This window comes from Pseudomonas sp. OF001, assembly GCF_904426495.1.
Taxonomy (GTDB): domain Bacteria; phylum Pseudomonadota; class Gammaproteobacteria; order Pseudomonadales; family Pseudomonadaceae; genus Geopseudomonas.
On record NZ_CAJGBM010000045.1, the window covers coordinates 44,126 to 68,729 of the forward strand.

Consider the following 24,604-nt stretch of genomic DNA (forward strand, 5'->3'; position numbering starts at 1 on the left):
TATTGCGTTCTGCGGGTCAGCCCGCCAGGCCGACCTTGCGGGCCAGCTCCACGGTGCGGTTGGCGTAGCCCCACTCGTTGTCGTACCAGGCGTAGACCTTCACCTGGGTGCCATTGACCACCATGGTCGACAGCGCGTCGACGATCGACGAGCGCGGGTCGGTGCGGTAGTCGATGGACACCAGCGGGCGCTCCTCGTAGCCGAGGATGCCCTGGAGCGGGCCTGCGGCGGCAGCCTTGAGCAGCTGGTTCACTTCCTCGGCGCTGGTGGCGCGCTCCACCTCGAACACGCAGTCGGTCAGCGAGGCGTTGGCCAGCGGCACGCGCACGGCATGGCCGTTCAGGCGGCCGCGCAGCTCGGGAAAGATCTCGGCGATGGCGGTGGCCGAGCCGGTGGTGGTCGGGATCAGGCTCATTCCCGAGGCGCGGGCGCGGCGCAGGTCCTTGTGCGGCTGGTCGAGGATGCTCTGGGTGTTGGTCAGGTCGTGGATGGTGGTGATCGAACCGTGGCGGATGCCGAGGGCCTCATGGATCACCTTGACCACCGGGGCCAGGCAGTTGGTGGTGCAGGAGGCAGCGGTGACGATGCGATGCTGCTCGGGATTGAACAGCTGGTCGTTGACGCCCATGACGATGTTCAGTGCGCCCGCCTCCTTGACCGGTGCGCTGACCACCACGCGCTTGACGCCCTGGTCCAGATAGGCCTGGAGGACGGCGACGGTCTTCATCTTGCCGCTGGCCTCGATCACCAGATCGCAACCCGACCAGTCGGTATCGGCGATAGCCTTGTTGGCGGTGACCCGGATGCGCTTGCCGTCGATCACTACGCAGTCGCCGTCGCTGCCCGCCTCATGCTGCCAGCGGCCGTGCACCGAGTCGAAATTGAGCAGATGGGCGTGGGTCGCCGCGTCGCCGGCCGGATCGTTGATCTGCACAAACTCCAGCTCCGGCCAGCCCCAGGCCGCGCGCAGGGCCAGTCGTCCGATGCGGCCGAAGCCGTTGATGCCTACCTTGATGGTCATGGTCTTGTTGTCTCCGTTCCCGGTGAAGGTTTATTCAGCGTCGAACTGGGCGATCCAGGCGGCATGCGCCGGATGCTGGATGGCCTTGGGGCGCAGGGCCTGGACCATGGCCACCGCTTCGCCGCGCGGCAGGCCACGGTCGATCAGGATGCGCGCGGCGATCAGCCCGGTGCGCCCGGAGCCGCCCTTGCAGTGGATGGCGATGCTGCGTCCTTCGCCGAGCAGGGCGGCGATGCGCTCGCGCGCCTGGCTCCAGGCGCTGGCGAAATCGTCCAGCGGCACCTGCTCGTCGGCCACCGGCAGGTGGAACCACTCTAGGTCGCGCGCGGCGCACAGTGCCGGCAGGTCGGCGGCCTGGTTCTGCTCCAGCTCGCTGGCCGGCATCAGGGTGATCAGCGCCTCGGCGCCGGCCGCCTGCAAGGTATCCAGGGCGTCAGCCACGCCGGTGTCCTTGCTGCCCGGGCACGGGGTGAAGATCAGTCGGCCGGAGCAGCCGGGGACGTCGAGGATGTCGTAGGGATGGGGCACGATGGGGTTTCCTTGGAGACTCAGATGGTGCGCAGGTTGACGCGGCGGGACAGCTCTTCGGCCGATTCCTTGCGCTCGGAGTAGCGGTCGACCAGGTAGTCGGCGCGCCCGCGCAGCAGCAGGGTGAACTTGACCAGCTCCTCCATCACGTCGACCACGCGGTCGTAGTAGGCAGATGGCTTCATGCGGTCGGCCTCGTCGAATTCGAGGAAGGCCTTGGCCACCGAGGACTGGTTGGGGATGGTGAACATGCGCATCCAGCGACCGAGCACGCGCATCTGGTTGACCGCGTTGAACGACTGCGAGCCGCCGCAGACCTGCATCAGCGCCAGGGTCTTGCCCTGGGTCGGGCGGATCGCGCCCATGCTCAGCGGAATCCAGTCGATCTGCGCCTTGAACACCGCGCTCATCGCGCCGTGGCGCTCCGGCGAACACCACACCTGGCCTTCCGACCAGAGCACCAGCTCGCGCAGCTCGCGGACCTTGGGGTGGTCCTCGGGCGCGTCGTCCGGCAGCGGCAGGCCGGACGGGTCGAAGATGCGCGTCTCGGCGCCGAAGCGCTCGAGCAGGCGCGCGGCCTCCTGCACCAGCAGCCGGCTGTAGGAGCGCTCGCGGTTGGAGCCGTAGAGCAGCAGGATGCGCGGCTTGTGCTCGGGCAGGGCAGGCAGGCCGAGCCTGTCCGGGTCGGGCAGATCGAGCAGTTCGGGATCGATGTTGGGCAGGTCGTCGTGCATGGTGTCAATCCGGGCTGTCAAATGAGGGTCAGGCGCAGGCGCTGGTGCGCCCGGGGCGGTTGCGCATGCCCTCCAGGCGCTCGCTGTTCGGCCGCAGCCAGTGCTTGTTGGCCGCCAGGATGGTGCCGAGCATCTCGTGCACCCAGTCGGGCAGGTGCGGATGCAGGCGGTAGTACACCCACTGGCCCTGGCGACGATCCTCCAGCACGCCACAGCTGCGCAGCAGCGCCAGGTGGCGAGAGATCTTCGGCTGGCTTTCTTCCAGCGCCGCGGTCAGCTCGCACACACACAGCTCGCCCTCGCGGGCGATCAGCAGGGTCATGCGCGCCCGGGTCTCGTCGGCCAGGCATTTGAAAACCGTGGTGGGGGTCAGGTGCTCGACCATGGCAATCCTCGGCATTGTTGCTTCCGCGGCGCGGATGTCTCGGTGCGCACGTGGAGGGGTGACGACATTGCACGCGTGGCCGGTGACCGATCGGGTCGGCTCGCTTGAGAATGCGTTTTGGCGAATATATTATCAGCCATATATGAAGTAAAGCATGCAAGCACGGACAACTGCCGACCTCCGCATCAAGTGCCTGGCTGCTGCATCCCCCTGCGACCGCATGCCGCTCCGGCAGAAAAAACTCACATATTCGACTATTCGAATGTTAAGGTTTTGCCATCCCGGTGAACCCTGAGCGGCCCCAGTGGCCAGCTACCATCACGGACATGCGAGGCCCGGCATGCTGAACACCCCGACTACAGTGGACGTACTCATCATCGGCGGCGGCCAGGCTGCGCTGGCCACCGCCTACTTCCTGCGCCGCACCCAGCGATCCTTCCTGCTGCTCGACGAACAGGCCAGCCCCGGCGGCGCCTGGCTGCACGGCTGGGACTCGCTGCGGCTGTTCTCCCCGGCCACCTGGAGTTCGATTCCCGGCTGGCCGATGCCGGCCAGTGCATCCACCTACCCGACCCGCGCCGAGGTCATCGACTACCTGAGCCGCTACGAGCAGCGCTACCAGCTGCCAGTGCTGCGCCCGGTGCATGTCGAGGCGGTGGAGCGCGACGGCGACCATCTGCGGGTGCGCGCCGGCCAGCACAGCTGGCAGGCGCGGGCGGTGGTCAGTGCCACCGGCACCTGGAGCAACCCGTACATCCCCGACTACCCCGGTCGCGAGCAGTTTGCCGGGATGCAGCTGCACTCGGCGCACTACGTCGCCCCGGCACCCTTCGCCGGCCAGCGGGTGATGATCGTCGGCGGCGGCAACTCGGGGGCGCAGATCCTCGCCGAGGTGTCGAAGGTCGCCGAAACCCTGTGGATCACCCCCGAGCCGCCGCTGTTCCTGGCCGACGATGTCGATGGCCGCGTGCTGTTCGAGCGCGCCACCGAACGCTGGAAGGCCCAGCAGGAGGGCCGCACGGTCGAGCAGCCGATCGGCGGCCTCGGCGACGTGGTGATGGTCGAACCGGTGCGCGAGGCGCGCAGCCGTGGCGTGCTGGTCAGCGAAAGGCCGTTCAAGTGCTTCACCGAACACGGCGTGGAGTGGGCCGACGGCCGTCGTGCCGAGGTCGATGCGGTGGTCTGGTGCACCGGCTTCCGCCCGGCTCTGGATCACCTGAGCGCGCTGGGGGTGATCGAGGCCGACGGCAAGGTGGCCGTCGAGAATACCCGTGCGCTGAAGCAGCCGAACCTGTGGCTGGTCGGCTACGGCGAGTGGACCGGCGCCGCCTCGGCCACCCTGATCGGCGTGACCCGCACGGCGCGCAGTACGGTGAGCGAGATCGACGCAGCCCTCGGTGGGCACTGAATATCCGGCACTGCCTCTCGGCAGCCGGCATCTGCAAGAAAGGAAGGAAACATCGATGTCCAGCCCCTGTGAAGTGGCGGCCAGACAGGCCGCCGGCGCGCCGCTCGGCTTCTTCGAGCGCTACCTGACCCTCTGGGTGTTCCTGTGCATCGTCGCCGGCACCCTGCTCGGCCTGTACCTGCCCGCTGCGGCCCAGACGGTCGGGGCGCTGGAGGTGGCCCAGGTCAATATCCCGGTCGGCGTGCTGATCTGGGTGATGATCATCCCCATGCTGATGAAGATCGACTTCAGCGCGCTGCACGAGGTACGCCAGCAGAAGGCCGGCATGGGCGTCACCCTGTTCGTCAACTGGGCGGTCAAGCCGTTCTCCATGGCGCTGATCGGCTGGCTGTTCATCAAGGTACTGTTCGCCGACTGGCTGCCGGCCGGCGAACTGGACAGCTACATGGCCGGGCTGATCCTGCTCGGCGCCGCGCCCTGCACGGCGATGGTGTTCGTGTGGAGCAACCTGTGCAACGGCAACGCCAACTTCACCCTGACCCAGGTGGCGCTCAACGACCTGGTGATGGTGTTCGCCTTCGCGCCCATAGTCGCGCTGCTGCTCGGCGTGTCGTCGATTCCGGTGCCCTGGGACACCTTGCTGCTCTCGGTGGTGATGTACATCGTCATCCCGCTGGCCATCGCCCAGTTCATCCGCGCCCAATTGATGAAGCGTGGCGAAGCAGCCTTCCAGGCCGCGCTGGCGAAGGTCTCGCCGTTCTCCATCCTCGCCCTGCTGGCCACCCTGGTGCTGCTGTTCTCCTTCCAGGGCGAGGCCATCGTCGAACAACCGCTGGTGATCGGCCTGCTCGCCGTGCCGATCCTGTTGCAGACCCTGTTCATCGCCGCCCTCGGTTACTGGCTGTGCCGCAGCCTGAAGGTGCGCCACGACGTGGCCGGTCCCGCCACCATGATCGGCGCCTCCAACTTCTTCGAACTGGCGGTGGCGGTGGCCATCGTCCTCTATGGCTTCGACTCCGGCGCCGCGCTGGCCACGGTGGTCGGCGTGCTGATCGAAGTGCCGGTGATGCTCGCCCTGGTGCGCATGGTCAACCACAGCCGCGCCTGGTACGAGCGCGCCCTGCCGCGTCGCTAAGGAGCTTCCATGGAAATCTTCAAGTGGCTGAACGACCAGCTGCTGCGCATGGACTGGCTCTCCACCCTGGTACGCCTGCTGGTGGAAGACGTGTTCGGCCTGGACATGGCCAGCCGCCTCGGCGGCAGCCTGCACTTCTTCATCTATGACGTGATCAAGATCTTCATCCTGCTGTCGGTGCTGATCTTCGCCATCTCCTGGGTGCAGAGCTACTTCCCGCCCGAGCGTACCCGGCGGATTCTCGGCGGCATGCGCGGTTTCCGCGCCAATCTCACCGGCGCGCTGCTCGGCACGGTCACGCCGTTCTGCTCCTGCTCGTCGATCCCGCTGTTCATCGGCTTCACCAGCTCCGGGCTGCCGCTGGCGGTGACCTTCTCGTTCCTGATCTCCTCGCCGCTGGTCGACCTGGCCTCGATGATCCTGCTGGCCAGTGTCTTCAACTGGACGATCGCCCTGGCCTACGTGGCGGTCGGCATCGTGCTGGCGGTGCTCGGTGGCACCCTGATCGGCCAGGCGCGGATGGAGCAGTACGTCGAAGCCTTCGTCACCCGGCACAAGGCGCTCGACCTGCCGCAGGAGCGACTGACCCTGCGCGATCGCCTGAGCTACGCCCGCGCGCAGGTCGGCGAAATCATCCAGCGCGTCTGGCTGTACATCCTGATCGGCGTGGGCATCGGCGCCGCGATCCACAACTGGATTCCGGCAGAACTGATCGGCGCGGTGATCGGCCAGGACAACTGGTGGTCGGTGCCGGTGGCGGCAGTGGTCGGCGTGCCGATGTACGCCGACATCTTCGGCACCCTGCCGATCGCCGAGGCACTGGTGGCCAAGGGTGTCGGCCTCGGCACCGTGCTGGCCTTCATGATGGCGGTGACCGCGCTGTCGCTGCCCTCGCTGATCATGCTCAAGAAGGTGGTCAAGGCGCCGCTGCTGGCGCTGTTCTTCGCCATCGTGGTGGTCGGCATCATGCTGATCGGCTATCTGTTCAATGCCTTTGCCTACCTGTTCATCTGAACCGGCTCATACATCCCAGGAGAAACCTGATGATCATCAAAATCCTCGGTTCCGGCTGCAAGAAGTGCGTGACCCTCACCGAAAACACCCGGGCGGCGCTGGCCAGCCTCGGCCGCGAGGCCGAGGTGGTCAAGGTCACCGACTTCGCCGAGATCGCCGCCCACGGCGTGATGTCGACCCCGGCCCTGGCCATCGACGACAAGGTGGTCTCCGTGGGCAAGGTGCTCAGCCCCAGCGAGGTTGCCGCCCTCATCCAGGGCTGACCTGGCGCCCTACCCGGCGAGCACGCGTTCCAGCTCGGGTACGGCCTCGAACAGGTCGGCGACCAGGCCGTAGTCGGCGACCTGGAAGATCGGCGCCTCCTCGTCCTTGTTGATCGCCACGATCACCCTGGAGTCCTTCATCCCGGCCAGGTGCTGGATGGCGCCGGAGATGCCCACGGCGACGTACAGCTGCGGCGCGACTATCTTGCCGGTCTGGCCGACCTGCAGGTCGTTGGGCACGAAGCCGGCATCGACGGCGGCACGCGAGGCGCCCACGGCGGCGCCGAGCCTGTCGGCCAGGCCGTAGAGCAGCTGGAAGTTGTCGCCGTTCTGCAGGCCGCGGCCGCCGGAGACGACGATCCTGGCGCCGGTCAGTTCGGGGCGCTCGGACTTGGCCAGCTCCTCGCCGACGAAGGCGGAAATGCCGGCGTCACCGCCAACGGCAACCGCTTCGATGGCGGCGCTACCGCCCTCGCCCGCCACCGCGTCGAAGCCGGTGCTGCGCACGCTGATGACCTTGACGCTGGCCGAAGACTGCACGGTGGCGATGGCGTTGCCGGCGTAGATCGGGCGCTGGAAGGTATCGGCCGATACGATCCTGACGATCTCGGAGATCTGCTCGACGTCGAGCAGCGCGGCGACGCGCGGAAGGTAGTTCTTGCCGTTGCTGGTGGCCGGCGCCAGCACATGGCTGTAGGCGTTGCGAGCCAGCCCGACGATCAGCGGCGCGAGGTTCTCCGGCAACTGATGGGCGTAGGCCGGGACGTCGGCGAGCAGCACCTTGGCCACACCGGCGACCTGGGCGGCAGCTTCGGCCACCACACCACAGCCTTGGCCGGCGACCAGCACATGGATGTCGCCACCGATCTGGGTAGCGGCGGCCACGGTGTTGAGGGTGGCGGCAGCCAGGGCACTGTTGTTGTGTTCAGCGATTACCAGGATTGCCATCTCAGATCACCTTCGCTTCGTTCTGCAGTTTCTCGACCAGTTCAGCCACCGAGCCCACCTTGATTCCGGCCTTGCGCGCGGCCGGCGCCTCGATCTTGAGCACCCTGAGCGTGGAGGCGGTGGATACGCCGAGGGCGTCCGGGGTGACGGTCTCCAGCGGCTTCTTCTTGGCCTTCATGATGTTGGGCAAGGAGGCGTAGCGCGGTTCGTTGAGGCGCAGGTCGGTGGTGACGATGGCCGGCAGCGCAAGGGCCACGGTCTGCAGGCCGCCGTCGATCTCGCGGGTGACGTTGACCTTGTCGCCAGTAACCTCGACCTTGGAGGCAAAGGTGCCCTGGGCGAAGCCGGTCAGCGCGGCGAGCATCTGCCCGGTCTGGTTGTTGTCGCTGTCGATGGCCTGCTTGCCGAGGATCACCAGCTGCGGCTGCTCCTTGTCGACCAGTGCCTTGAGCAGCTTGGCGACGGCCAGCGAGCCGAGCTCGGCGTCGCTCTCGACCAGCACGGCGCGGTCGGCGCCGAGGGCCAGGGCGGTGCGCAGCTGCTCCTGGGCGGCGGCCGGGCCGACCGAGACCACCACCACCTCGCTGGCGATGCCCTGCTCCTTGAGGCGTACCGCTTCCTCCACGGCGATCTCGCAGAACGGGTTCATCGCCATCTTCACATTGGCCAGATCGACGCCGGAGTGGTCCGCCCTGACACGGACCTTGACGTTGTAGTCCAGCACCCGCTTCACGGTCACCAGAATCTTCATCACCACCTCGCTCGTTGCTGTCATGCCCGGACGGGCTTGCCTGTGGCACGGATTATCGACAGCCGCGCCCAGCGTTGAGGAGGCAAGGCGAGCGAAGGGGGCGTTCAGCTTTGCTGCAGAATCCGCCGCGGCGCCAATGCAAGAGGCCCCCGATGCGGGGGCCTCTTCGCCAGCAAGGATTCAGCTGCCGGGCGGTGGCTCGACCACCCCTGCCCAGTCCACATAGCGCCGCCACTGGGCCTTGAGTTCCTCGACCTTCTGCGGATGGCGGGCGGACAGGTCGGTGGTTTCGCCGCGATCCTCGGCCAGGTTGTAGAGCTTCCATTCGTAGGGCCGGTCGGGCAGCGGCGGACCGCTGTGCGGGGCGCGGGCGGCCACCAGTTTCCAGTCGCCGTCGCGCACGTAGGCCTGGCCGAACAGCTCGCCAACCACCTGTCGCGGCGTGTCGGCCCGTCCGCCGGCGAGCATGGCCAACAGCGAGCGCCCGGTCATCGGCGCCTTGGGCGCTCCCCGGTAGCTGTCGCCGGGCAGCGGCAGGCCGGCCACCTCGAGGAAGGTCGGCGCCAGGTCGTCGACCCGGCCGAAGCCGCCGAGGATGCGCCCGCCCCCGCCGCCCATGGCCGCCGGCAGGCGCACGATGGTCGGCACGGCGATGCCGCCCTCGGCGGTGGTGCCCTTGACCAGACTGAACGGCGTCGCGCTGACCTCGGCCCAGCGGTAGCCGTAGTTGATGTTGGAGCCCCGGCGGCCGATGTTGGCCAGCGAGTCGTCGGTCATGCCGTCGCCCGGCGAGTAGCCCTTGGCGTGGTCCTCGCCGGCGGCGCCGTTGTCGGACATGAACACGATCAGGGTGTTCTCGTATTCACCGATGCGCTTGAGGTAGTCGATCAGCCGGCCGATGTTCGCATCCAGGTGCTCGACCATGGCCGCGTATACCTCCATCTTGCGCGCCTGCACCGCCTTCTCCGTAGCATCGAGCTGCTGCCACTGCGGGCTCGGCACGCTCGCCGGCGCAGCGGCGACGAACTGCGGATCGACCAGCCCGAGCCGTTTCAGGCGCTCGATGCGCTCCTCACGGATGGCGTCGTAGCCGGCGGCGTAGCGGCCACGGTACTTGTCGATGTAGGCCTCGGGAGCGTGCAGCGGCCAGTGCGGCGCCGTGTAGGCGGCGTAGGCGAAGAACGGCTTGCCGCTCGCTCGCCCGGACTCGATGTAGTCGATCAGCTTGTCGGTGTAGAAGTCGCTGGAGAAGAAGTTCTCCGGCAGCTCGACGGGCTTGCCGTCCTCGCGGTAGCTGACGTTCTCGACCCGCACCGTCGAGCCCGGCAGCGGCTTGAAGTGGCTGGCGCCGCCTTCGAGCAGGGTCAGCGAGCGGTCGAAGCCCCAGGCGTGCGGCCCCTGGTCGTCGGCCTTGCCCAGGTGCCACTTGCCGGCCATGTAGGTGACATAGCCGCCGTCCTTGAGCAGCCGCGGCAGCGAATGGGCGCGCCCATTGAGGTGTCCCTCGTAGCCCGGACGGCCCTGCAGGGACTTGGCGAAGGGCAGTACCTCGGCCATGGTGCCGAGGCCGACCAGGTGGTTGTCGGTGCCGGACATCAGCATCGCCCGGGTCGGCGAGCAGGTCGGCGCGGCGTAGAAATCGGTCATCCGCACCCCCTCCCCGGCCAGCTGGTCGAGGCTCGGCGTCTCGATCTCGCCGCCGAAGCTGGCGATGTCGGAGAAGCCCAGATCGTCGGCGAGGATCAGCAGGATGTTCGGCTGCTCGGCCGCCCAGGCGCCGGCCGGCAATACGCAGGCCAGCAGGGCGGCACCGGCCGCCCGCTTGAGTCGTTGCATGGTGTATTCCCGTTGTTCTTGTTGGCCCAGTCTGCTCACTCATCCGCCTGGGTGGATTGCAGGCGGAGCAGACGATCCCCGGTATAGGAACCGATATAGAGTACCCCGCCGGCGTCGACCGCCACCGAGGCGCCGGCCAGCACGCCCTCCTTCGCCGCGAACAGCTCGCGGTTCTCGCCGCTCTGCGTATCCACGGCAGACACCTTGAAGCCCACCGGGCAGTGCTCGACATGGCTGGCGAAGCAGCGCTGGAAGGCGCCGGCGTCGTCGATGCCGGCGCCGAGCAGACGACCGTCCGCGCCCCAGCTCAGGTTGTCGACCATGTAGCCGACCGGCACCCGCGCCAGCGGGCGCCCCTCCTGCAGGTCGAACTGGCGGATCTCCTGGGCGGTCCAGGCGGCGAACCAGGCATGCCGGCCATCGGCCGACACCTGCACGCCGTTGGGGAACGGCGCATCGCTGCCCGCCAGCTTCTGCAGCGCCTGTCCCGGCGCCCAGCGCATCAGGTAGCCGGTGTCGCGGCCGTCGAGCATCTGCTCCAGCGGCAGCGGCGGCGCCATGCTCGGCGACTCGAACATCACGCTGGCGACGAAGCCGCCGTCCGGGGTGGCCGCCACATCGTTGAAGCGACCGATCTCCTGCTGCTCGACGCAGCCGCGCCAGTACGCCTGCCAGTCGCCGCCGTCCGCCACCAGCTCGACGAACTCGACGGCCTCGCGACCGCTGTGGTTGACCACCAGCAGCTGCTGGCGGCCATCGGCGCGCTTGGTCAGGTGGATGCCATGGGCGCCGGGCGCCTGCGCCGGCGCGCTACAGCCGGCCTCGCCCCAGCCTTCCTGCGGCGCGATCTGCAGCGGCAGGTCGCGGACCTTCTCGCTCTGCAGGTCCATCATGCGCAGGCGCGAAACCTGCTGGCCGGCCAGGCCGGGGGTGATGCTCATGATCAGTTGGCGGCCGTCCGGAGTGAGTTCCAGATCCTCCGGCGGGGCAATGCCGCAGACCGGCTGGAAGCCTTGCCCCGGCGTGCAGGGCGGCGCGTCGGCGAAGGCGGCAGTACCGAGCAGCGAACAGGCCAAGATGGCGGCGGGATGGATCCTGGGCACGGGCAACTCCTTTGACTTTGCAGGCATGGTTCACGGCAAAGCTACCAGCCGGGCAGCGGGCGACCAGACAAACGAAGCGAACGGTGCTTTCGCTTTAACGTCGATGAAGCCGCCGGCCGGGTTGGCCAGAATGGCCTTACCTCGACAACCAGACGGATCTCGCGCAGGCAGCGGCGCAAAAGGATCCCAGGAGAGCCACATGACTAGTGCAGACCGAAACCTCGACCCCAGCCTCGATCCCCGCCAGTTCCGCCGCGCCCTCGGCAACTTCGCCAGCGGGGTGACCATCGTCACCGCCTGCGGTGCCGACGGCCACAAGGTCGGCGTCACCGCCAACAGCTTCAACTCGGTCTCGCTGGAGCCGCCGCTGATCCTCTGGAGCCTGGACAAGCGCTCCAGCGCCTGGGAGGTGTTCCAGGACGCCAGCCACTTCGCGGTCAACCTGCTGGCCGCCGAGCAGATCGCCCTGTCCAACCACTTCGCCCGCCCGCAGGAAGACAAGTTCGCCGGCATCGAACACAGCGCGGGTCTCGGCGGTGCGCCGCTGTTCGACGGCTGCGCCGGCAACTTCCAGTGCAGCCAGTTCCAGCACATCGACGGCGGCGACCACTGGATCATGATCGGGCGGGTGGAGCGCTACGAGGACCACGGCCGCGCGCCGCTGGTCTATCACCAGGGCGGCTACGCCATGGTCCTGCCCCACCCGCGCGGGCGCAAGCCGGAGACCGGCGAGGCGAGCGAGAGCCGCGACCTGCTCAACACCCGCCTCGGCGACAACCTGTTCTACCTGCTGATCCAGGCGGTCAACGCCTGCCATCCGCGCTTCGTCCAGGAGAACCTCGCGCTGGACCTGCGCAACAGCGAGGCGCGCCTGCTGCTGGTGCTGGACAGCGCGCCCAACGCCAGCCTCGCCGAACTGCAGCAAGCCGCCGCCATGCCGGCGCAGGAAGTCGAGGAAGCCCTGGCTGCCCTGCAGGAACGCGGCTATCTGGAAAGTGTGGAGCAGCGCCACCAAGTCACCGCCGCCGGGCATGCCAAGCTGGAGGCGCTGTGGGGCACAGTGAACAATGCGCAGCAGGATATCTTCGGCACCCTCAGCGATGGCGAGCTAGAAGTGTTCAAGAAGGCGCTGCGTCTGGGCATGGCCAGCCGCTGAAGCCAGCCCCATCAGCCGCGCAAACGACAAGGGGGGAGACGGTAACCGTCTCCCCCCTTGTCGTTGTGCCGGCTTCAGTGCTGCAGGAAGTCGATCACCAGGCGGTTGAACGCCGCGGCGTGCTCCCACTGCGCCCAGTGGCCGCACTGGCTGAACACGTGCAGGCGCGAGTCGGGGATGCCGTTGAGCAGCTTGAGGCTCCAGTCGATGGGCACGAAGCGGTCGTCGCGGCCCCAGGTGATCAGCGTTTTCGCCTTGATGCCCGGCAGGTCGGCGCTGAAGTCGCCGAAGTTGAACTGGCTCAGCTCGACGCTCTTGAGGAAGTTCTCCAGGTGCAGCGGGTTGGCCAGGATGCTGTTCAGGCGCAGCTGGATCAGCTCCTCGGTCAGCGTGCTGGGGTCGTAGACGAAGACGTTGAGCATCTTCTTCAGGTTGTCCAGGGTCGGCTCGCGGTAGACCTGGAACAGCAGCTTGATGCCCTCCATCGGCAGCGGGGTGAACAGGCTGGTCTTGCCGACGCCGCCGGCGCCCATGAGGATCAGCTTGTTCAGCCGCTCGGGAAACTCGACGGCGAAGGCCAGCGCGCTGCCGCCGCCCATCGAGTTGCCGATCAGGTGCGCGCGGTCGATGTCCAGCGCGTCCATCAGGCCCTTGGTGTAGCGGGCGTTGACCACGAAGCGCGGCTCGGCGCTGAGGATCGGGTCGGATTTGCCGAAGCCCGGGCAGTCGAGCAGGATCACCCGGTAGCCGGCCTCGACGAAGGCGTCGACGTTGCGGTGGAAGTTGGCCCAGCCGGTGGCGCCGGCGCCGGAGCCGTGCAGCATGATCACCACTTCGCCGCTGCCGGCGTCGTTGTAGTGCAGGCGCAGGTCGCCGACCTGGACGAAGTGGCTGGTGTTGTCCTGGGTGTACTGGCTCATGGTTGTTTTCCTTGTTGTTCGATGTTGAATTGCATGCGAATGGGAAACTCAGTGGCCCTTGCCTGCCGCCAGCAGGTCGAGGGCCACGTCGACGATCATGTCTTCCTGGCCACCCACCATGCGGCGGCGGCCCAGTTCGACGAGGATGTCGAGGGTCTTCAGGCCGTACTTGGCCGCCGCCACTTCGGCGTGGCGCAGGAAGCTCGAGTAGACGCCGGCGTAGCCGAGACCGAGGGTCTCGCGGTCGACGCGCACCGGACGGTCCTGCAGCGGACGCACCAGGTCGTCGGCGGCGTCCATCAGGCGATACAGGTCGGTGCCGTGGTTCCAGCCCAGACGCTCGGCGGCAGCAATGAACACCTCCAGCGGTGCATTGCCGGCGCCGGCGCCCATGCCGGCCAGGCTGGCGTCGATGCGGTCGCAGCCCTCCTCCACCGCGGCGATGGAGTTGGCCACGCCGAGGGACAGGTTGTGGTGGGCGTGCATGCCGGTCTGGGTCTCGGGGTTCAGCACGGCCTTGAAGGCGCGCATGCGGTCGCGGATGTCCTGCATGTTCATCGCGCCACCGGAGTCGGCCATGTAGATGCACTGGGCGCCGTAGCTTTCCATCAGCTTGCCCTGGGCGGCCAGCTGCTCGGCGGGGATCATGTGGCTCATCATCAGGAAGCCGACGGTGTCCATGCCCAGCGAACGGGCGTACTCGATGTGCTGCTTGGAGACATCCGCCTCGGTGCAGTGGGTGGCGATGCGCACCGAGCGGGCGCCGGCCTCAAAAGCAGCCTTGAGGTCGTGCACCGTGCCGATGCCGGGCAGCAGCAGCACGGTGATCCTGGCGTGCTTAATGACGTCGGCGGCGGCCTCGATCCACTCCAGGTCGGTGTGCGCGCCGAAGCCGTAGTTGAACGAGGAACCCTGCAGGCCGTCGCCGTGGGTCACCTCGATGGAATCGACGCGCGCCTCGTCCAGGGCGCGGGCGATGTCCTGCACGTTCCGGATCGAGTACTGGTGGCGCACGGCGTGGCTGCCGTCGCGCAGGGTCACGTCGGAGATGTACAGCTTCTTGCTCGGGTCGAAGGTCATGGCGCTTCTCCTCAGCCGTTGTTCATGGCGTTGTTCAGGATCGACAGGGCCATGCGCTCGGCGGTGGCCAGCGCGGCGGAGGTCATGATGTCGAGGTTGCCGGCGTAGGCCGGCAGGTAGTGGGCGGCGCCTTCGACTTCGAGGAACACCGAGGTCTTGAGACCGGAGAACTTGCCATGGCCCGGGATGGTCAGCGGCGCGTCCTCGGGTATCACGTCGAACTGCACCTTCTGCTTCAGGCGGTAGCCCGGCACGTAGGCCTGCACGGCCTGGGCCATTTCCTCGACCGAGGCTTCGACCTTGGCCTGGTCGACCGCTTCGGACAGCACGAACACGGTGTCGCGCATGATCAGCGGCGGCTCGGCCGGGTTCATGACGATGATCGCCTTGCCCTTGGCGGCGCCGCCGATCACCTCGATGGCCTTGGAGGTGGTCTCGGTGAATTCGTCGATGTTGGCGCGGGTGCCCGGGCCGGCGGATTTCGAAGCAATGGAAGCGACGATCTCGGCGTAGTGCACCTTGGCCACGCGCGATACCGCGGCGACCATCGGGATGGTGGCCTGGCCGCCGCAGGTGACCATGTTGACGTTGGTCGCGGCGAGGTTTTCTTCCAGATTGACCACCGGCACGCAGTACGGGCCGATGGCCGCCGGGGTCAGGTCGATCAGGCGGATGCCAGGCTTGAGCGAGCGCAGGAAGGCGTCGTTCTTGACGTGGGCGCCCGCGCTGGTGGCGTCGAACACGAAGTCGATGTCCTGGAACACGTCCATGCGGGTCAGGCCCTCGACACCCTCGTGGGTGGTGGCCACGCCCATGCGCGCGGCGCGGGCCAGGCCATCGGAGGCCGGGTCGATGCCGACCATGGCGCCCATTTCCAGATTCTGGCCGTGGCGCAGGATCTTGATCATCAGGTCGGTGCCGATGTTGCCCGAGCCGACGATGGCGACTTTCAATTTCTTGTTGTTCATCGGGATTTCCTTGTGGATGTCGCTCAGTCGAAGCGGATCGAGCAGCTGCCGATGCCGGTCAGGGTCATGCGCAGCTGGTCGCCGGCCGCCACCGGCACCATGGCCGACAGCGCGCCGGAGAGGATCACCTCGCCGGCCTTGAGGCCCATGCCCAGGCGGCCCAGGGTGTTGGCCAGCCAGGCCACGGCGATCACCGGCGAGCCCATGGTCGCGGCGCCAGCACCGGTGCCGACGATGCGGCCGTTCTTCTCCAGCACCATGCCGGTGGTGAACAGGTCCAGCTGGCGCGGGTCGACCAGGCGGTCGCCGAGCACGAACACGCCGCAGGAGGCGTTGTCGGCGACGGTGTCCTGGATGCGGATCTTCCAGTCCTGGATGCGCGAATCGACGATCTCGAAGCAGGCCATCACGCCCTCGGTGGCGCGCAGCACGTCGGCCACGGTGACCCCCGGCCCGACCAGGTCGTGCTTGAGCACGAAGGCGATCTCGCCCTCGGCCTTGGGCTGGATCAGCGAGGCCATCGGCACGCTGGAGCCCTGGTCGACGATCATGCGGTCGGTGAGCTGGCCGAAGTCCGGCTGGTTCACCTTGAGCATGTCCATCACTGCCTGGCTGGTGACGCCGATCTTCTTGCCGACGATGCGCTCGCCCTGCTCCAGGCGGCGGGCGATCAGGCGCTGCTGGATGGCGTAGGCATCCTCAATGCCCAGTTGCGGGAAGCGCTCGGTCAGCGGCGCCACCGCCTCGCCGCTGCGCAGCGCGTTGAACAGTTCGTCGCCCAGCGCCGCGATGTCGAAGGAAGTGCTGTTCACGGGGTGGTTCTCCTCTGCGGGGAAACTGCGGAATGGATTGAGAAAGTGCAGGCTCATGCGATGGCGTGACATCCGGCGGCGGCGCACTCGATGTCCTGCTCCTCGCTGGCGCCGGACACGCCGATCGCGCCGACCAGCCGGCCGTCGACCAGCAGCGGGAAGGCGCCGCCCATCGGCACCATGCGCGGACGCAGCAGCAGGCAGGTACGTACGTGATCGGGCGCGCAGCTCATCAGCTCGCCCAGCGCCCCGGTAGGCATGGAGAAGGACACCGCGGTCATCGCCTTGTCCTGGGCGATGTCGATGGTGTGCAGCGGCGCCTGCGGCAGGCGGGAGAAGGCCAGCAGATGGCCGCCGGCATCGACCACCGCGACGCTGACCCGCAGGCCACGCTCCTCGGCGTGGCGCAGGGCGGCGGCGATGGCCTGGTGGGCCACCGGCAGACTCAGCGGATCGCTCAGGCGCTGGGCGCTGGCGCCGGGGTTGGGATGCAGGTTCATGCCGGCACCTCCTGGCCGCTGGCGCAGGCCACGGGCGCCGCCGGCCTGAGCATGAAGCAGGCCAGCGCCGGGACCAGCACCAGGGCCACCAGCATGTTGCAGAGGAACATGAAGGTCAGCAGCACGCCCATGTCGGCCTGGAACTTGATCGGCGAGAAGATCCAGGTCACCACGCCGAGCGACAGGGTCAGGCCGGTGAACACCACCACCCGCCCGGTGAACTGCAGGGCCCGGGCGTAGGCCTCGGCCAGCGAGGCGCCGCGCTTGAGCCAGAACAGGGTGACGCTGAGGATGTACAGCGCGTAGTCGACGCCGATGCCGACGCCCAGCGCCACCACCGGCAGGGTCGCCACCTTGAGGCCCATGCCCAGCTTGACCATCAGCGCCTCGGCCAGCAGCGAGGTGAGGATCAGCGGCAGGATGGCGCAGACCACCGCACGCCAGGAGCGGAAGGCGGCGAAGCACAGCAGGGTCACCGCCAGGTACACGCCCAGCAGCATCTGGCCGTTGGCCTCCTTGACCACGATGTTGGTGGCGCTCTCGATGCCGGCATTGCCCGCCGCCAGCAGGAAGCGCGCGCGCTCGTCGTCGTACTCGGCGGCGAAGCGCTCGCTGACCGCCACCACGTCGCTCAGGGTGTCGGCCTTGTGGTCCTTGAGGTAGGCGTACACCGACAGCAGGTCGCAGGTGTCATTGAACAGCTCGCGCGGCGAGCGGATGGCGGCGGCGTTGATCATCGCCTGGTTGGGCAGCAGCTCGTTCCACTTGAGGTTGCCCTCGTTCATGCCGACGTTGATCTTGCGCGCCAGCCCGGCGATGGAACTGGTGCCCTCGACGCCCGGCAGCTGGCGCAGGCGCCACTCCAGCTCCTCGACCTTGCGCAGGGTGGCGTAGTCGATGCACTGGCCGGCCGGGGTGTCGACCATCACCACGAACACGTCGCTGCTGGCCTGGTAGTGGCTGATGACGAACTGGTTGTCGCGGTTGTAGCGCGAGTCGGCGCGCAGCTCGGGGGCGCCCGGATCGAGGTCGCCGACCTTCAGCTCGCGGCCGACCAGCAGCGCGAACAGGCCGATGCCCAGCGCCACCAGCAGCGCCAGCGCCGCCGGCCGCGGGCCGGTGAAGCGCTCGAACACGCCGAGCAGGCGCGGACCGCCCGCCTCGCCCGCTTCCAGCTTGAGGCTGCGCGCGGCGGCGAGCGGAGAGACGCCGGTGTAGGACAGCATGATCGGCAGCAGCGCCAGGTTGGTGAACACCAGGATGCCCACGCCGACGCTGGCGATGATCGCCAGCTCCTGGATCACCGGCACGTCGACGATGGTCAGCACCGCGAAGCCGACCACGTCGGCGAGCAGCGCGGTCATCCCGGCGGCGAACAGGCGGCGGAAGGTGTAGCGCGCGGCAATCAGCTTGTGGGTGCCGCGGCCGACGTCCTGCATGATGCCGTTCATCTTCTGCGCGCCGTGGCTGACGCCGATGGCGTAAACCAGGAACGGGATGAGGATCGAGTAGGGATTGAGCTCGTAGCCCAGCAGCGGCAGGCAGCCGAGCAGCCAGATCACCCCGACCAGGGTGCAGCCCTGCACCACCAGGGTGCTGCGCCAGCAGCGGGTGAAGTAGTAGAGGATCGCCGTGGTGATCAGCACCGCCACGGCGAAGAAGCCGAGCACCGCCTGCAGGCCGGCGATCAGGTCGCCCATCACCTTGGCGAAGCCGATGATGTGGATGTCCACGCCCTTGGCCTGGTAGCGGCTGCGGATCTCCTCCAGCGCATTGGACAGGGTCTGGTAGTCCAGTGCCTGGCCGGTCTTGGGGTCGATGTCCAGCAGCGGCACATGGACGATGGTCGAGCGCATATCGCGCGCCACCAGCTGGCCGATCTCGCCGGAGCGCTCGACGTTGGCGCGCAGGGTCGCCAGGCTCTCGGCGCCGCCGTCGAAGCCGTCCGGCACCACCGGGCCGCCGTCGAAGCCCTCCTCGGTGACGCCCTGCCAGCGGGTCAGCGGCGTCCACAGCGACTTCATGAAGGCGCGGTCGACGCCCGGCACCAGGTACAGGTCGTCGTTGATCTGCCGCAGGGTCTCCATGTACTCGGCGCTGAAGATGTCGCCCCCCTGCCCCTCCGGCACCGCCACGGCGATGCGCACGGCATTGGCGCTGCCCTTGAGTTCGTCGGCATGCGCGAGGAAGTTGAGCACGAACGGATGGTTGGCCGGGATGGTCTTGAGGAAGCTGGCGTTCAGGCGCAGGCCGGTGGCGGCGACCGCGAACAGCAGCGTCAGCAGCAGGCAGACGCCGATCACCAGGCTGCGATGGTTGAACAGCAGGCGCTCCAGGCGGTTGCCCGAATGCCTGTCGAAATCCGCAAGGGATGCGATGGCGGCGAAATCGTCGGTGGAATGTCCGATAGCCATGTTATTGACCTCTTGTTATTGACCGACTCAACGCAGCGCGCCCGGCTCGAAGAAGGAAACGCCGTTGACCCCGACCGCCACGCTGCCGCCGTCGGCGGTGGCCAGCAGGCCGGCGAAGGGGAACTGCGCACTGGGCCTGACCGGCCTGAAGCTCTGCCCGTCGTCGCGGCTCAGCCAGCCGGCACCGGACTCGTCGACCAGCAGGATGCCGCCGTCGGCCAGGTTGACCCCGGCGGTGAGGCTCTGGCTGCCGGCGAACCCGACCTGCTGCCAGCTGGCGCCGGCATCGCCGGAGCGGAACAGGTTGCCGCGCAGGCCGAAGGCCAGCAGGTGGCCACTGCGGGTGACGACCAGGCCGAAGAAACTGCCCGGATAGGGCTCGCCGAGCGGCTCGAGCTGCTGCAGGTCGCTGTCCAGGCGCAGCAGCATGCCCAGCTCGCCGGCCAGGTAGAGCTGGCCGCCGTGTTCGCGGACGACATTGACGTGACGCTGCTCGGTGCCGTCGAGCAGTTCCAGCGAGGGCGTCCAGTTGTCGCCACCGTCACGGGTGACGAAGCCGAAGCCATAGGCACCCACGACCGCCGCATGCTGGCGATCGACGCACTGGATATCGAGGAACGGCTTGTCGGCACCCTCCATCAGCAGGCGGCGGGCATCGGGGACCCGCTCCGGGTCCTGCAGCTCGCGGGCCAGGAGGATTCTCGCGGCGGCCTGCCGGCCGTCCAGCTGTTTGCTCCAGCTCTGGCCGCCGTCCACGCTCTTGAGGATCACGCCGCGGTGACCGACCGCCCAGCCGGTGTCGCGGTCGGCGAAGCACACCCCGGTCAGGGTCACCGACACCGGCACCTCGGCCTGCTGCCAGCTCTGTCCGCGGTCGTCGGAATAGACGATGTGGCCGCGCGCACCCACCGCGACGATGCGCTCCCCTGCGCTGGCCGCAGCATTCAGCGGCGAACGCGCCGCCAGCGGCGAGCGCAGCGCCGCCTGCTGCAGGGTGTCGGGGACGTCGCGGACGACCTCCGGCCGCTTCTGGAACTCGGTGTCGGCGCAGGCGCTCGCCACCGCCCCGACCACGCCGGCCAGGGATATGCATAAGGCGATCATTGTTCTTTTCACTGTTGGAATCTCCGCTACCACAGGGCACCGCACGGGCTGCCCGCCCCGCCGCAGCGGGGAAGGCAGCCGACCGCATCGGAACTCAGCGCGCGCTCTGGGTCATCAGCGACTCCGGCGAGAAGTGGCTCTCGCGGCGGCGCTCAGCCATGGCGTACTGGTCCTTGCCGGCATCGCCCAGAGCGCAGTTGTAGACCCAGGCCTTGGTGCGGTGGTCGTGGAAGAAGCCGGTGCAGTAGTTCACCGTGGCCGGGATGTCCGGCGCGGCGAACGGGGTGGTCAGCGCGGTGCGCCACAGGGTGCCCTCGGCGTCCCAGCCGTCGAGGATCGCGGTGCCCCAGTTGTCCTCGTCGTAGTAGTACTTGCGCTTGGGCACGGCGTGACGCTTGCCGGGCTTGAGGGTCGCCTCCACTTCCCAGACGCGGTGCAGCTCCCAGCGCATCATCTCCGGCTTGGCATGGCGCTGGTCCATCACCGCCTGGTCGGCGTTGGCCAGCAGCTTGTTGCTGTTGTAGGGAATGATCATTTCCCGCTTGCCGATCAGCTTCCAGTCGTAGCGCTCGGGCGAGCCGCCGCCACCGAAGGTCTCGTCGACGAAGTTGACCCCGGAGGCCACCACGTTGGGGGTGTCGAAGTTGATGCTCGGCGCGCGACGCACGCGGCGCTGGCCGGCCAGGTACTGCCACAGGGTGCGGCCCTTAACGTGGTCGAGCACGTTGTGCACCATCAGCGCCTCGCCGGCGCGGAAGGCCGGGGCGTAGGTGGACTGGATCGCCAGCATGTAGTTGGGGTTGGGCGTGCTCTCCAGCGAGCCGTCCTTGTAGTAGTAGGGATACTGGCCGTCGTCGACCGCGGCGGTGGCCAGCACCTGCTTGCCGTCGGCGGTGGTGGTCCACACCTTGTACTTGGTGTGGGTGGACTCGCCGCGCCACAGGGTCATGTGGTTCCAGTGCACCTCGAGGCCCGACTGGGGAATCGGGAAGGGCACGCCGCCATAGGCGCCCTTCACGGTCAGGCCGTCGTTCTCCAGGGTGGCGCGGGTGGCGTTCTTGAGGGTGTTGTCATACACCCACTGCGGCGCCGCCGCGGTGCGCCGGGTCGGATAGACGTCGATGCGGAAGGTCTGCGGGTTGTCCTTGAACAGCTGGATCACGCCCTCGGACAGCTTGTCCTTGTACTGGTCGAGATTGGCCGCGGTGATGGTGTACAGCGGCTTGTCGGCGGCGAACGGGTCGACGTTGCGCTGCCCCTGCTGGTAGCCGGCCGGCACCTCGGTGAAGCCGCCGTTCCAGGCCGGGATGCTGCCGTCGGCGTTGCCGGCGCGCTCGGCGCCCATCGGCGTCAGCTTGCCCTTGAGGGCCTCGGCCTCCTGCGGGCTGACCGCCGCATGGGCGGCGCCGATGCACAGGGACAGCAGGGATACGCAAGTCAGGAAACGGGCTTTGTTGTTCTTGTACATGGTCAACACCTCAGAAAGTGTGCGAGACGCTGAAGGCGATGAAGTCGCGGTCGGCGTTGGTCTGCTCGTAGGTCTTGATGCCGTTGATGTTGATCGGCGCCGAGGGTCCGAAGTAGCCGTTGTAGGACAGGCTGAAGTTGATCGACTTCAGGTAGTCGCCGGCGATGCCGATGTTGTAGTTGCCGCCCTTGGCCTGGCTGAAGCCGCCGACCGCCGAGGAACGGCCGTCGATGCCGTAGCCGAAGCCCATCGGCACCGACAGGTCGAGCCCGTCGAGCACCTGGAAGTAGGTCGGGGTGAACACCACGCGCATGGCGGTGGCGTCGCGGGTCGAGTTGGGGTCGAGGTTCTCGCGGTTCTTGTCCACGCTCAGCGTGCGGTTCCACGCCAGCTCGGCGAGGATGGTCGCCGAATCCCAGAAGGTGCCGGTGGGCAGCACGTTGATCATGTTGATCTGCGCATGGGCGGTCTTGCCGATGGCGTACAGCGGATTGCGGTCGTTGTCGCCCACCGCCACCGGCGCCACGGCGCTGAGATCGGCCACGGTCAGGCTGACCAGCGGGGCGTCGTGGCGGATCGACGCCTCGAAGCCGACGTTGGCGTTGCCGATGCCGCGGTTGGCGCTGAAGCCGTAGGCCGTGATGTCCTCGGGGAACACCAGCATGTACTCGCCCTGCTTGTCCGCCGGCTGGCCCGGGCCGACATTGGCGCCCGGACGCACCTGCACCTGGAAGTTCTTGTCGTGGTAGCGCACGGCGTACAGGCCGAAGTCGGTATCCAGCGCATCGGAGCGGTAGCGCAGCTGGATGCCGCCCTGCCCGGAGTCGCGCGCCTCGATGTCCTTGCCGCGGTAGAAGGAAGCCACCGGCCCGACGCCCGGCGCCGTGGCGAGGATGATGCGCTCGCCGCCCTCGTCGAGCAGGTCGGCCGGACTGAAGTAGCTGCCGGAGCCGGGAATGCGGTTGCGCTCCCACTCGAACTGGTAGTAGGCGCCCACCGAGAAGTTGGGGGTCAGCTGCAACTGGCCGGAGATCTGCTTGACCGGCAGGCCGAGTTCCTTGAACTGCGAGTTGGGCACCGACAGCGCCTTGACTGCGTCGATCGGCTGCTGGGCGGCGGCGATGCCGTTGTTGCCGAAGAACAGGCTCTCGCCGTAGAGCAGCGCGTGCTGGCCCAGGCGGGCCACGCCCCACATCTCCTCGCCGATGGCGAACTTGCCGTAGACGAAGGCGTCGAGGAACTCCGCATCGCGGCCGTGCAGGTCGCGGGTATCGTCGGTGAACTCGTCGTGGTCGACGCTGAAAGCGTTGGCGGTGTCCGGCGAATCGTTGTCGTTGCTCTTGTTGTAGACATCGTCGTACCAGGCCGCGCCGCTGACGCGGAAACCGAGGTCCTGGTATCTGACGTCCAGCTCGGAGAGCAGGTCGACACGGTTGGAGATCAGCCCCTGGTCGAAGTTGCGGTCGCCGTCGTCCAGGTTGGGGTCGGCGATCAGCTTGTCGTGCTGGTCCTTGATCCGCCAGGCGTTGCTGTACTTGAGAGTGTTGTCCCAGCGCACCTCGATGTCGCTACCGGTATCGAACTGGAAGGCCTGCGCCGACATGTTGGGCAGCAGGACGATGGCGACGGTCAGTGCGGACAGTTTGAAGGCCCTTTCCACTGCGCAGGCAGAGTCGACTGGCCGCGCGGCTTTCTTGGAAGTCATGTGGATACCTCGAATTACGCTTGAGCGCTTTTATTGTTATCGGGATGTCTGCCGGCCCCGGCGGCCGGCAGATGCACACATACGGACGTTCTGCTCTCCTCAGTCGTGGATGGATACCGGCTCCAGGCCGAAGATCATCGGCGGCAGCTGCTGGCCCAGCAGGTAGGCGCCGAGCATGCCGGCGGTGTCGTCGGCGTTCTGGGTGATGTGGTTGGCGGCGGCGATGACGTCGCGCAGGATCCGCTGCAGCGGGTTGTCCAGGTAGATGCCGCGCGCCGAGGTGGCCTTGAACAGCAGCATCACCGCCTCCTCGCACTCGCGGCCGACGCGGGCGATGTCGAGCATGTGGTGCACGCGGTCATGGGTCGGCACCAGCTCACGGCGTTCCACGATCTCGGTGGTCTCGGCCATCATCTGCAGCAGGCGGGCGCGGGCGGTGCGCACGCGCACCACGGCGTTGCCCAGGCGATCCTTGACGTAGGGGCTGAGCGCCGCGCTGTTGCCGTCGGTGGTGTTGGTGCGCACGCTCATCTGGCGGATGTACTCGTCGACGCCACCCTGGGCCATGCCGACAATCAGCGAGGACACCGCGCCGAAGAACACCTGGTTGAACGGGTACAGGTAGTGATTGCCGCGCTCGCTGTACTCGTACTTGATCAGGCTATGCACCCGGTGGGCCGGCACGAAGGCATCCCTGACCAGCAGGCTCTTGCTGCCGGTGCCGGCCAGGCCGAAGGTGTGCCAGTCGTCGATGATCTCGTAGTCGGTGGCCGACACCAGCATGGACAGGCGGTCGATCACCTTGCCGTTGGCGTCCTTGCGCAGGCCGCCGAGGAAAGCCCACTGGCCGTGGTCGCAGCCGCTGGAGGTCTTCCAGGTGCCGCTGATGCGGTAGCCGCCCTCGACCTCCTCGAGCTTGCCGAAGGGCGGGTAGGACGAGGCGATGATGGTGGCATCATTCTCGCCCCACACGTCGACGCAGGCCTGCTCGGGCATGCTGCCGAATTCCCACTGGTGGATGCCGAGGATCATCATGTTCCAGGCGCTGCTGCAGCAGCCGCGGCCCAGTTCCATCAGCACCTTGTAGAACACGCTGGGATTCATTTCCCAGCCGCCGAACTTGGCCGGCTGGAGGATCTTGAAGAAACCGGCATCGACGAAGGCCTGGATGGTTTCCTTCGAGACCATGCGGTTCTTTTCCACCGATGTGGCCTTTTCCAGCAGCATCGGGATCAGGTCGCGGGCGCGCTGCAGGATCTCGGCTTCGCTGGGAATCTGCTGGCAGGCGAGCAGTTCGGACTTCTTCAGGACTTGGTTCATGGTGTGATCTCTCTGTTCTTGTTATCGGCAT

The 24,604-nt window shown here is 67.5% G+C and carries 23 protein-coding genes; 5 read left to right on the forward strand and 18 right to left on the reverse strand.

Features of this window, described 5'->3' with window-relative positions; all coding sequences use genetic code 11:
• Window positions 1–16: 16 nt before the first annotated feature.
• From RA210_RS17960 to RA210_RS17975, 4 genes are read right to left on the reverse strand one after another with little or no spacing between them, the layout of a single operon-like run.
• Window positions 17–1,021, reverse strand: a complete 1,005-nt coding sequence (locus RA210_RS17960) for an ArsJ-associated glyceraldehyde-3-phosphate dehydrogenase (protein ID WP_201487506.1) — start codon at window positions 1,019–1,021, stop codon at window positions 17–19.
• Window positions 1,022–1,051: 30 nt separating this feature from the next.
• Complete coding sequence (locus tag RA210_RS17965) at window positions 1,052–1,549, reverse strand: phosphatase domain-containing putative toxin (protein WP_201487507.1); 498 nt, start codon at window positions 1,547–1,549, stop codon at window positions 1,052–1,054.
• A 20-nt stretch (window positions 1,550–1,569) separates the two neighbouring features.
• Window positions 1,570–2,283 carry an arsenical resistance protein ArsH gene (gene arsH, locus RA210_RS17970; protein WP_201487508.1) on the reverse strand — a complete coding sequence of 238 codons (714 nt, stop codon included), beginning with the start codon at window positions 2,281–2,283 and terminating at the stop codon, window positions 1,570–1,572.
• 28 nt (window positions 2,284–2,311) lie between these two features.
• A complete protein-coding gene (locus RA210_RS17975) occupies window positions 2,312–2,668 on the reverse strand; it encodes a metalloregulator ArsR/SmtB family transcription factor (protein WP_320548868.1) in 357 nt (118 codons plus the stop codon).
• A gap of 340 nt (window positions 2,669–3,008) precedes the next feature.
• Here RA210_RS17975 and RA210_RS17980 point away from each other — a divergent pair, with 340 nt between their 5' ends.
• Genes RA210_RS17980 through RA210_RS17995 form a run of 4 tightly spaced genes read left to right on the forward strand, consistent with a single transcriptional unit; the run spans window position 3,009 to window position 6,488 of the window.
• Window positions 3,009–4,076, forward strand: coding sequence for an ArsO family NAD(P)H-dependent flavin-containing monooxygenase (locus tag RA210_RS17980; protein ID WP_201487510.1), 1,068 nt, complete (start codon window positions 3,009–3,011; stop codon window positions 4,074–4,076).
• Between the two features lie 55 nt (window positions 4,077–4,131).
• A complete protein-coding gene (gene arsB / locus RA210_RS17985) occupies window positions 4,132–5,211 on the forward strand; it encodes an ACR3 family arsenite efflux transporter (RefSeq protein ID WP_201487511.1) in 1,080 nt (359 codons plus the stop codon).
• A 9-nt stretch (window positions 5,212–5,220) separates the two neighbouring features.
• Window positions 5,221–6,225: a permease gene (locus RA210_RS17990; protein WP_201487512.1), complete on the forward strand. Its 1,005-nt coding sequence runs from the start codon at window positions 5,221–5,223 to the stop codon at window positions 6,223–6,225.
• A 29-nt stretch (window positions 6,226–6,254) separates the two neighbouring features.
• Complete coding sequence (locus RA210_RS17995) at window positions 6,255–6,488, forward strand: thioredoxin family protein (protein WP_201487513.1); 234 nt, start codon at window positions 6,255–6,257, stop codon at window positions 6,486–6,488.
• 9 nt (window positions 6,489–6,497) lie between these two features.
• Here RA210_RS17995 and RA210_RS18000 read toward each other — a convergent pair whose 3' ends face one another.
• The 4 genes from RA210_RS18000 to RA210_RS18015 form a co-directional block, all read right to left on the reverse strand.
• Window positions 6,498–7,436, reverse strand: coding sequence for an electron transfer flavoprotein subunit alpha/FixB family protein (locus RA210_RS18000; RefSeq protein ID WP_201487514.1), 939 nt, complete (start codon window positions 7,434–7,436; stop codon window positions 6,498–6,500).
• 1 nt (window position 7,437) lies between these two features.
• Window positions 7,438–8,187, reverse strand: coding sequence for an electron transfer flavoprotein subunit beta/FixA family protein (locus RA210_RS18005; RefSeq protein WP_201487515.1), 750 nt, complete (start codon window positions 8,185–8,187; stop codon window positions 7,438–7,440).
• A 180-nt stretch (window positions 8,188–8,367) separates the two neighbouring features.
• Window positions 8,368–10,023, reverse strand: a complete 1,656-nt coding sequence (locus RA210_RS18010) for an arylsulfatase (RefSeq protein WP_201487516.1) — start codon at window positions 10,021–10,023, stop codon at window positions 8,368–8,370.
• 35 nt (window positions 10,024–10,058) lie between these two features.
• Entirely contained in the window at window positions 10,059–11,126 is a 1,068-nt protein-coding gene (locus tag RA210_RS18015; RefSeq protein ID WP_201487517.1) for an SMP-30/gluconolactonase/LRE family protein, read from the reverse strand.
• 199 nt (window positions 11,127–11,325) lie between these two features.
• Here RA210_RS18015 and RA210_RS18020 point away from each other — a divergent pair, with 199 nt between their 5' ends.
• The gene (locus RA210_RS18020) at window positions 11,326–12,282 is read left to right on the forward strand and encodes a p-hydroxyphenylacetate 3-hydroxylase reductase component (protein WP_201487518.1); all 957 of its coding nucleotides are present in this window, start codon (window positions 11,326–11,328) and stop codon (window positions 12,280–12,282) included.
• A gap of 74 nt (window positions 12,283–12,356) precedes the next feature.
• Here the strand turns inward: RA210_RS18020 and RA210_RS18025 are convergent, their stop codons facing one another.
• From RA210_RS18025 to RA210_RS18070, 10 genes are all read right to left on the reverse strand, one after another.
• On the reverse strand, window positions 12,357–13,202 hold the full coding sequence (locus RA210_RS18025) for an alpha/beta fold hydrolase (RefSeq protein ID WP_201487519.1): 846 nt from the start codon (window positions 13,200–13,202) through the stop codon (window positions 12,357–12,359).
• Between the two features lie 48 nt (window positions 13,203–13,250).
• Window positions 13,251–14,282 (reverse strand): 4-hydroxy-2-oxovalerate aldolase, encoded by a 1,032-nt coding sequence (gene dmpG, locus RA210_RS18030; RefSeq protein WP_201487520.1) that lies wholly within the window; start codon window positions 14,280–14,282, stop codon window positions 13,251–13,253.
• 11 nt (window positions 14,283–14,293) lie between these two features.
• Window positions 14,294–15,250, reverse strand: a complete 957-nt coding sequence (locus RA210_RS18035) for an acetaldehyde dehydrogenase (acetylating) (RefSeq protein WP_201487521.1) — start codon at window positions 15,248–15,250, stop codon at window positions 14,294–14,296.
• A 23-nt stretch (window positions 15,251–15,273) separates the two neighbouring features.
• Window positions 15,274–16,062, reverse strand: coding sequence for a 2-oxopent-4-enoate hydratase (gene dmpE / locus RA210_RS18040; protein ID WP_236574800.1), 789 nt, complete (start codon window positions 16,060–16,062; stop codon window positions 15,274–15,276).
• Between the two features lie 53 nt (window positions 16,063–16,115).
• On the reverse strand, window positions 16,116–16,562 hold the full coding sequence (locus RA210_RS18045) for a GlcG/HbpS family heme-binding protein (protein WP_201487523.1): 447 nt from the start codon (window positions 16,560–16,562) through the stop codon (window positions 16,116–16,118).
• Window positions 16,559–18,976, reverse strand: coding sequence for an efflux RND transporter permease subunit (locus RA210_RS18050; protein ID WP_201487524.1), 2,418 nt, complete (start codon window positions 18,974–18,976; stop codon window positions 16,559–16,561). Before RA210_RS18050 ends, RA210_RS18045 begins: the two co-directional genes overlap by 4 nt.
• A gap of 27 nt (window positions 18,977–19,003) precedes the next feature.
• Window positions 19,004–20,080, reverse strand: a complete 1,077-nt coding sequence (locus tag RA210_RS18055; RefSeq protein ID WP_201487525.1) for a WD40/YVTN/BNR-like repeat-containing protein — start codon at window positions 20,078–20,080, stop codon at window positions 19,004–19,006.
• 94 nt (window positions 20,081–20,174) lie between these two features.
• Entirely contained in the window at window positions 20,175–21,548 is a 1,374-nt protein-coding gene (locus RA210_RS18060) for a DUF1329 domain-containing protein (protein ID WP_201487526.1), read from the reverse strand.
• Between the two features lie 10 nt (window positions 21,549–21,558).
• Window positions 21,559–23,253: a DUF1302 domain-containing protein gene (locus RA210_RS18065; protein WP_201487527.1), complete on the reverse strand. Its 1,695-nt coding sequence runs from the start codon at window positions 23,251–23,253 to the stop codon at window positions 21,559–21,561.
• A 99-nt stretch (window positions 23,254–23,352) separates the two neighbouring features.
• Window positions 23,353–24,573 (reverse strand): acyl-CoA dehydrogenase family protein, encoded by a 1,221-nt coding sequence (locus tag RA210_RS18070; protein ID WP_201487528.1) that lies wholly within the window; start codon window positions 24,571–24,573, stop codon window positions 23,353–23,355.
• Between the last annotated feature and the right edge of the window lie 31 nt (window positions 24,574–24,604).

Coding starts and splice junctions, on each gene's coding strand:
- RA210_RS17960 (WP_201487506.1), bottom strand. CDS start 1,021: ATGACCATCAAGGTAGGCATCAACGGCTTCGGCCGCATCGGACGACTG.
- arsB (WP_201487511.1), top strand. CDS start 4,132: ATGTCCAGCCCCTGTGAAGTGGCGGCCAGACAGGCCGCCGGCGCGCCG.
- RA210_RS18005 (WP_201487515.1), bottom strand. CDS start 8,187: ATGAAGATTCTGGTGACCGTGAAGCGGGTGCTGGACTACAACGTCAAG.
- RA210_RS18020 (WP_201487518.1), top strand. CDS start 11,326: ATGACTAGTGCAGACCGAAACCTCGACCCCAGCCTCGATCCCCGCCAG.
- RA210_RS18070 (WP_201487528.1), bottom strand. CDS start 24,573: ATGAACCAAGTCCTGAAGAAGTCCGAACTGCTCGCCTGCCAGCAGATT.
- RA210_RS17990 (WP_201487512.1), top strand. CDS start 5,221: ATGGAAATCTTCAAGTGGCTGAACGACCAGCTGCTGCGCATGGACTGG.
- RA210_RS18010 (WP_201487516.1), bottom strand. CDS start 10,023: ATGCAACGACTCAAGCGGGCGGCCGGTGCCGCCCTGCTGGCCTGCGTA.
- RA210_RS18025 (WP_201487519.1), bottom strand. CDS start 13,202: ATGAGCCAGTACACCCAGGACAACACCAGCCACTTCGTCCAGGTCGGC.
- RA210_RS17995 (WP_201487513.1), top strand. CDS start 6,255: ATGATCATCAAAATCCTCGGTTCCGGCTGCAAGAAGTGCGTGACCCTC.
- RA210_RS18050 (WP_201487524.1), bottom strand. CDS start 18,976: ATGGCTATCGGACATTCCACCGACGATTTCGCCGCCATCGCATCCCTT.
- dmpG (WP_201487520.1), bottom strand. CDS start 14,282: ATGACCTTCGACCCGAGCAAGAAGCTGTACATCTCCGACGTGACCCTG.
- RA210_RS17975 (WP_320548868.1), bottom strand. CDS start 2,668: ATGGTCGAGCACCTGACCCCCACCACGGTTTTCAAATGCCTGGCCGAC.
- RA210_RS18000 (WP_201487514.1), bottom strand. CDS start 7,436: ATGGCAATCCTGGTAATCGCTGAACACAACAACAGTGCCCTGGCTGCC.
- RA210_RS17980 (WP_201487510.1), top strand. CDS start 3,009: ATGCTGAACACCCCGACTACAGTGGACGTACTCATCATCGGCGGCGGC.
- arsH (WP_201487508.1), bottom strand. CDS start 2,283: ATGCACGACGACCTGCCCAACATCGATCCCGAACTGCTCGATCTGCCC.
- RA210_RS18055 (WP_201487525.1), bottom strand. CDS start 20,080: ATGATCGCCTTATGCATATCCCTGGCCGGCGTGGTCGGGGCGGTGGCG.
- RA210_RS18035 (WP_201487521.1), bottom strand. CDS start 15,250: ATGAACAACAAGAAATTGAAAGTCGCCATCGTCGGCTCGGGCAACATC.
- RA210_RS18045 (WP_201487523.1), bottom strand. CDS start 16,562: ATGAACCTGCATCCCAACCCCGGCGCCAGCGCCCAGCGCCTGAGCGAT.
- RA210_RS18060 (WP_201487526.1), bottom strand. CDS start 21,548: ATGTACAAGAACAACAAAGCCCGTTTCCTGACTTGCGTATCCCTGCTG.
- RA210_RS18065 (WP_201487527.1), bottom strand. CDS start 23,253: ATGACTTCCAAGAAAGCCGCGCGGCCAGTCGACTCTGCCTGCGCAGTG.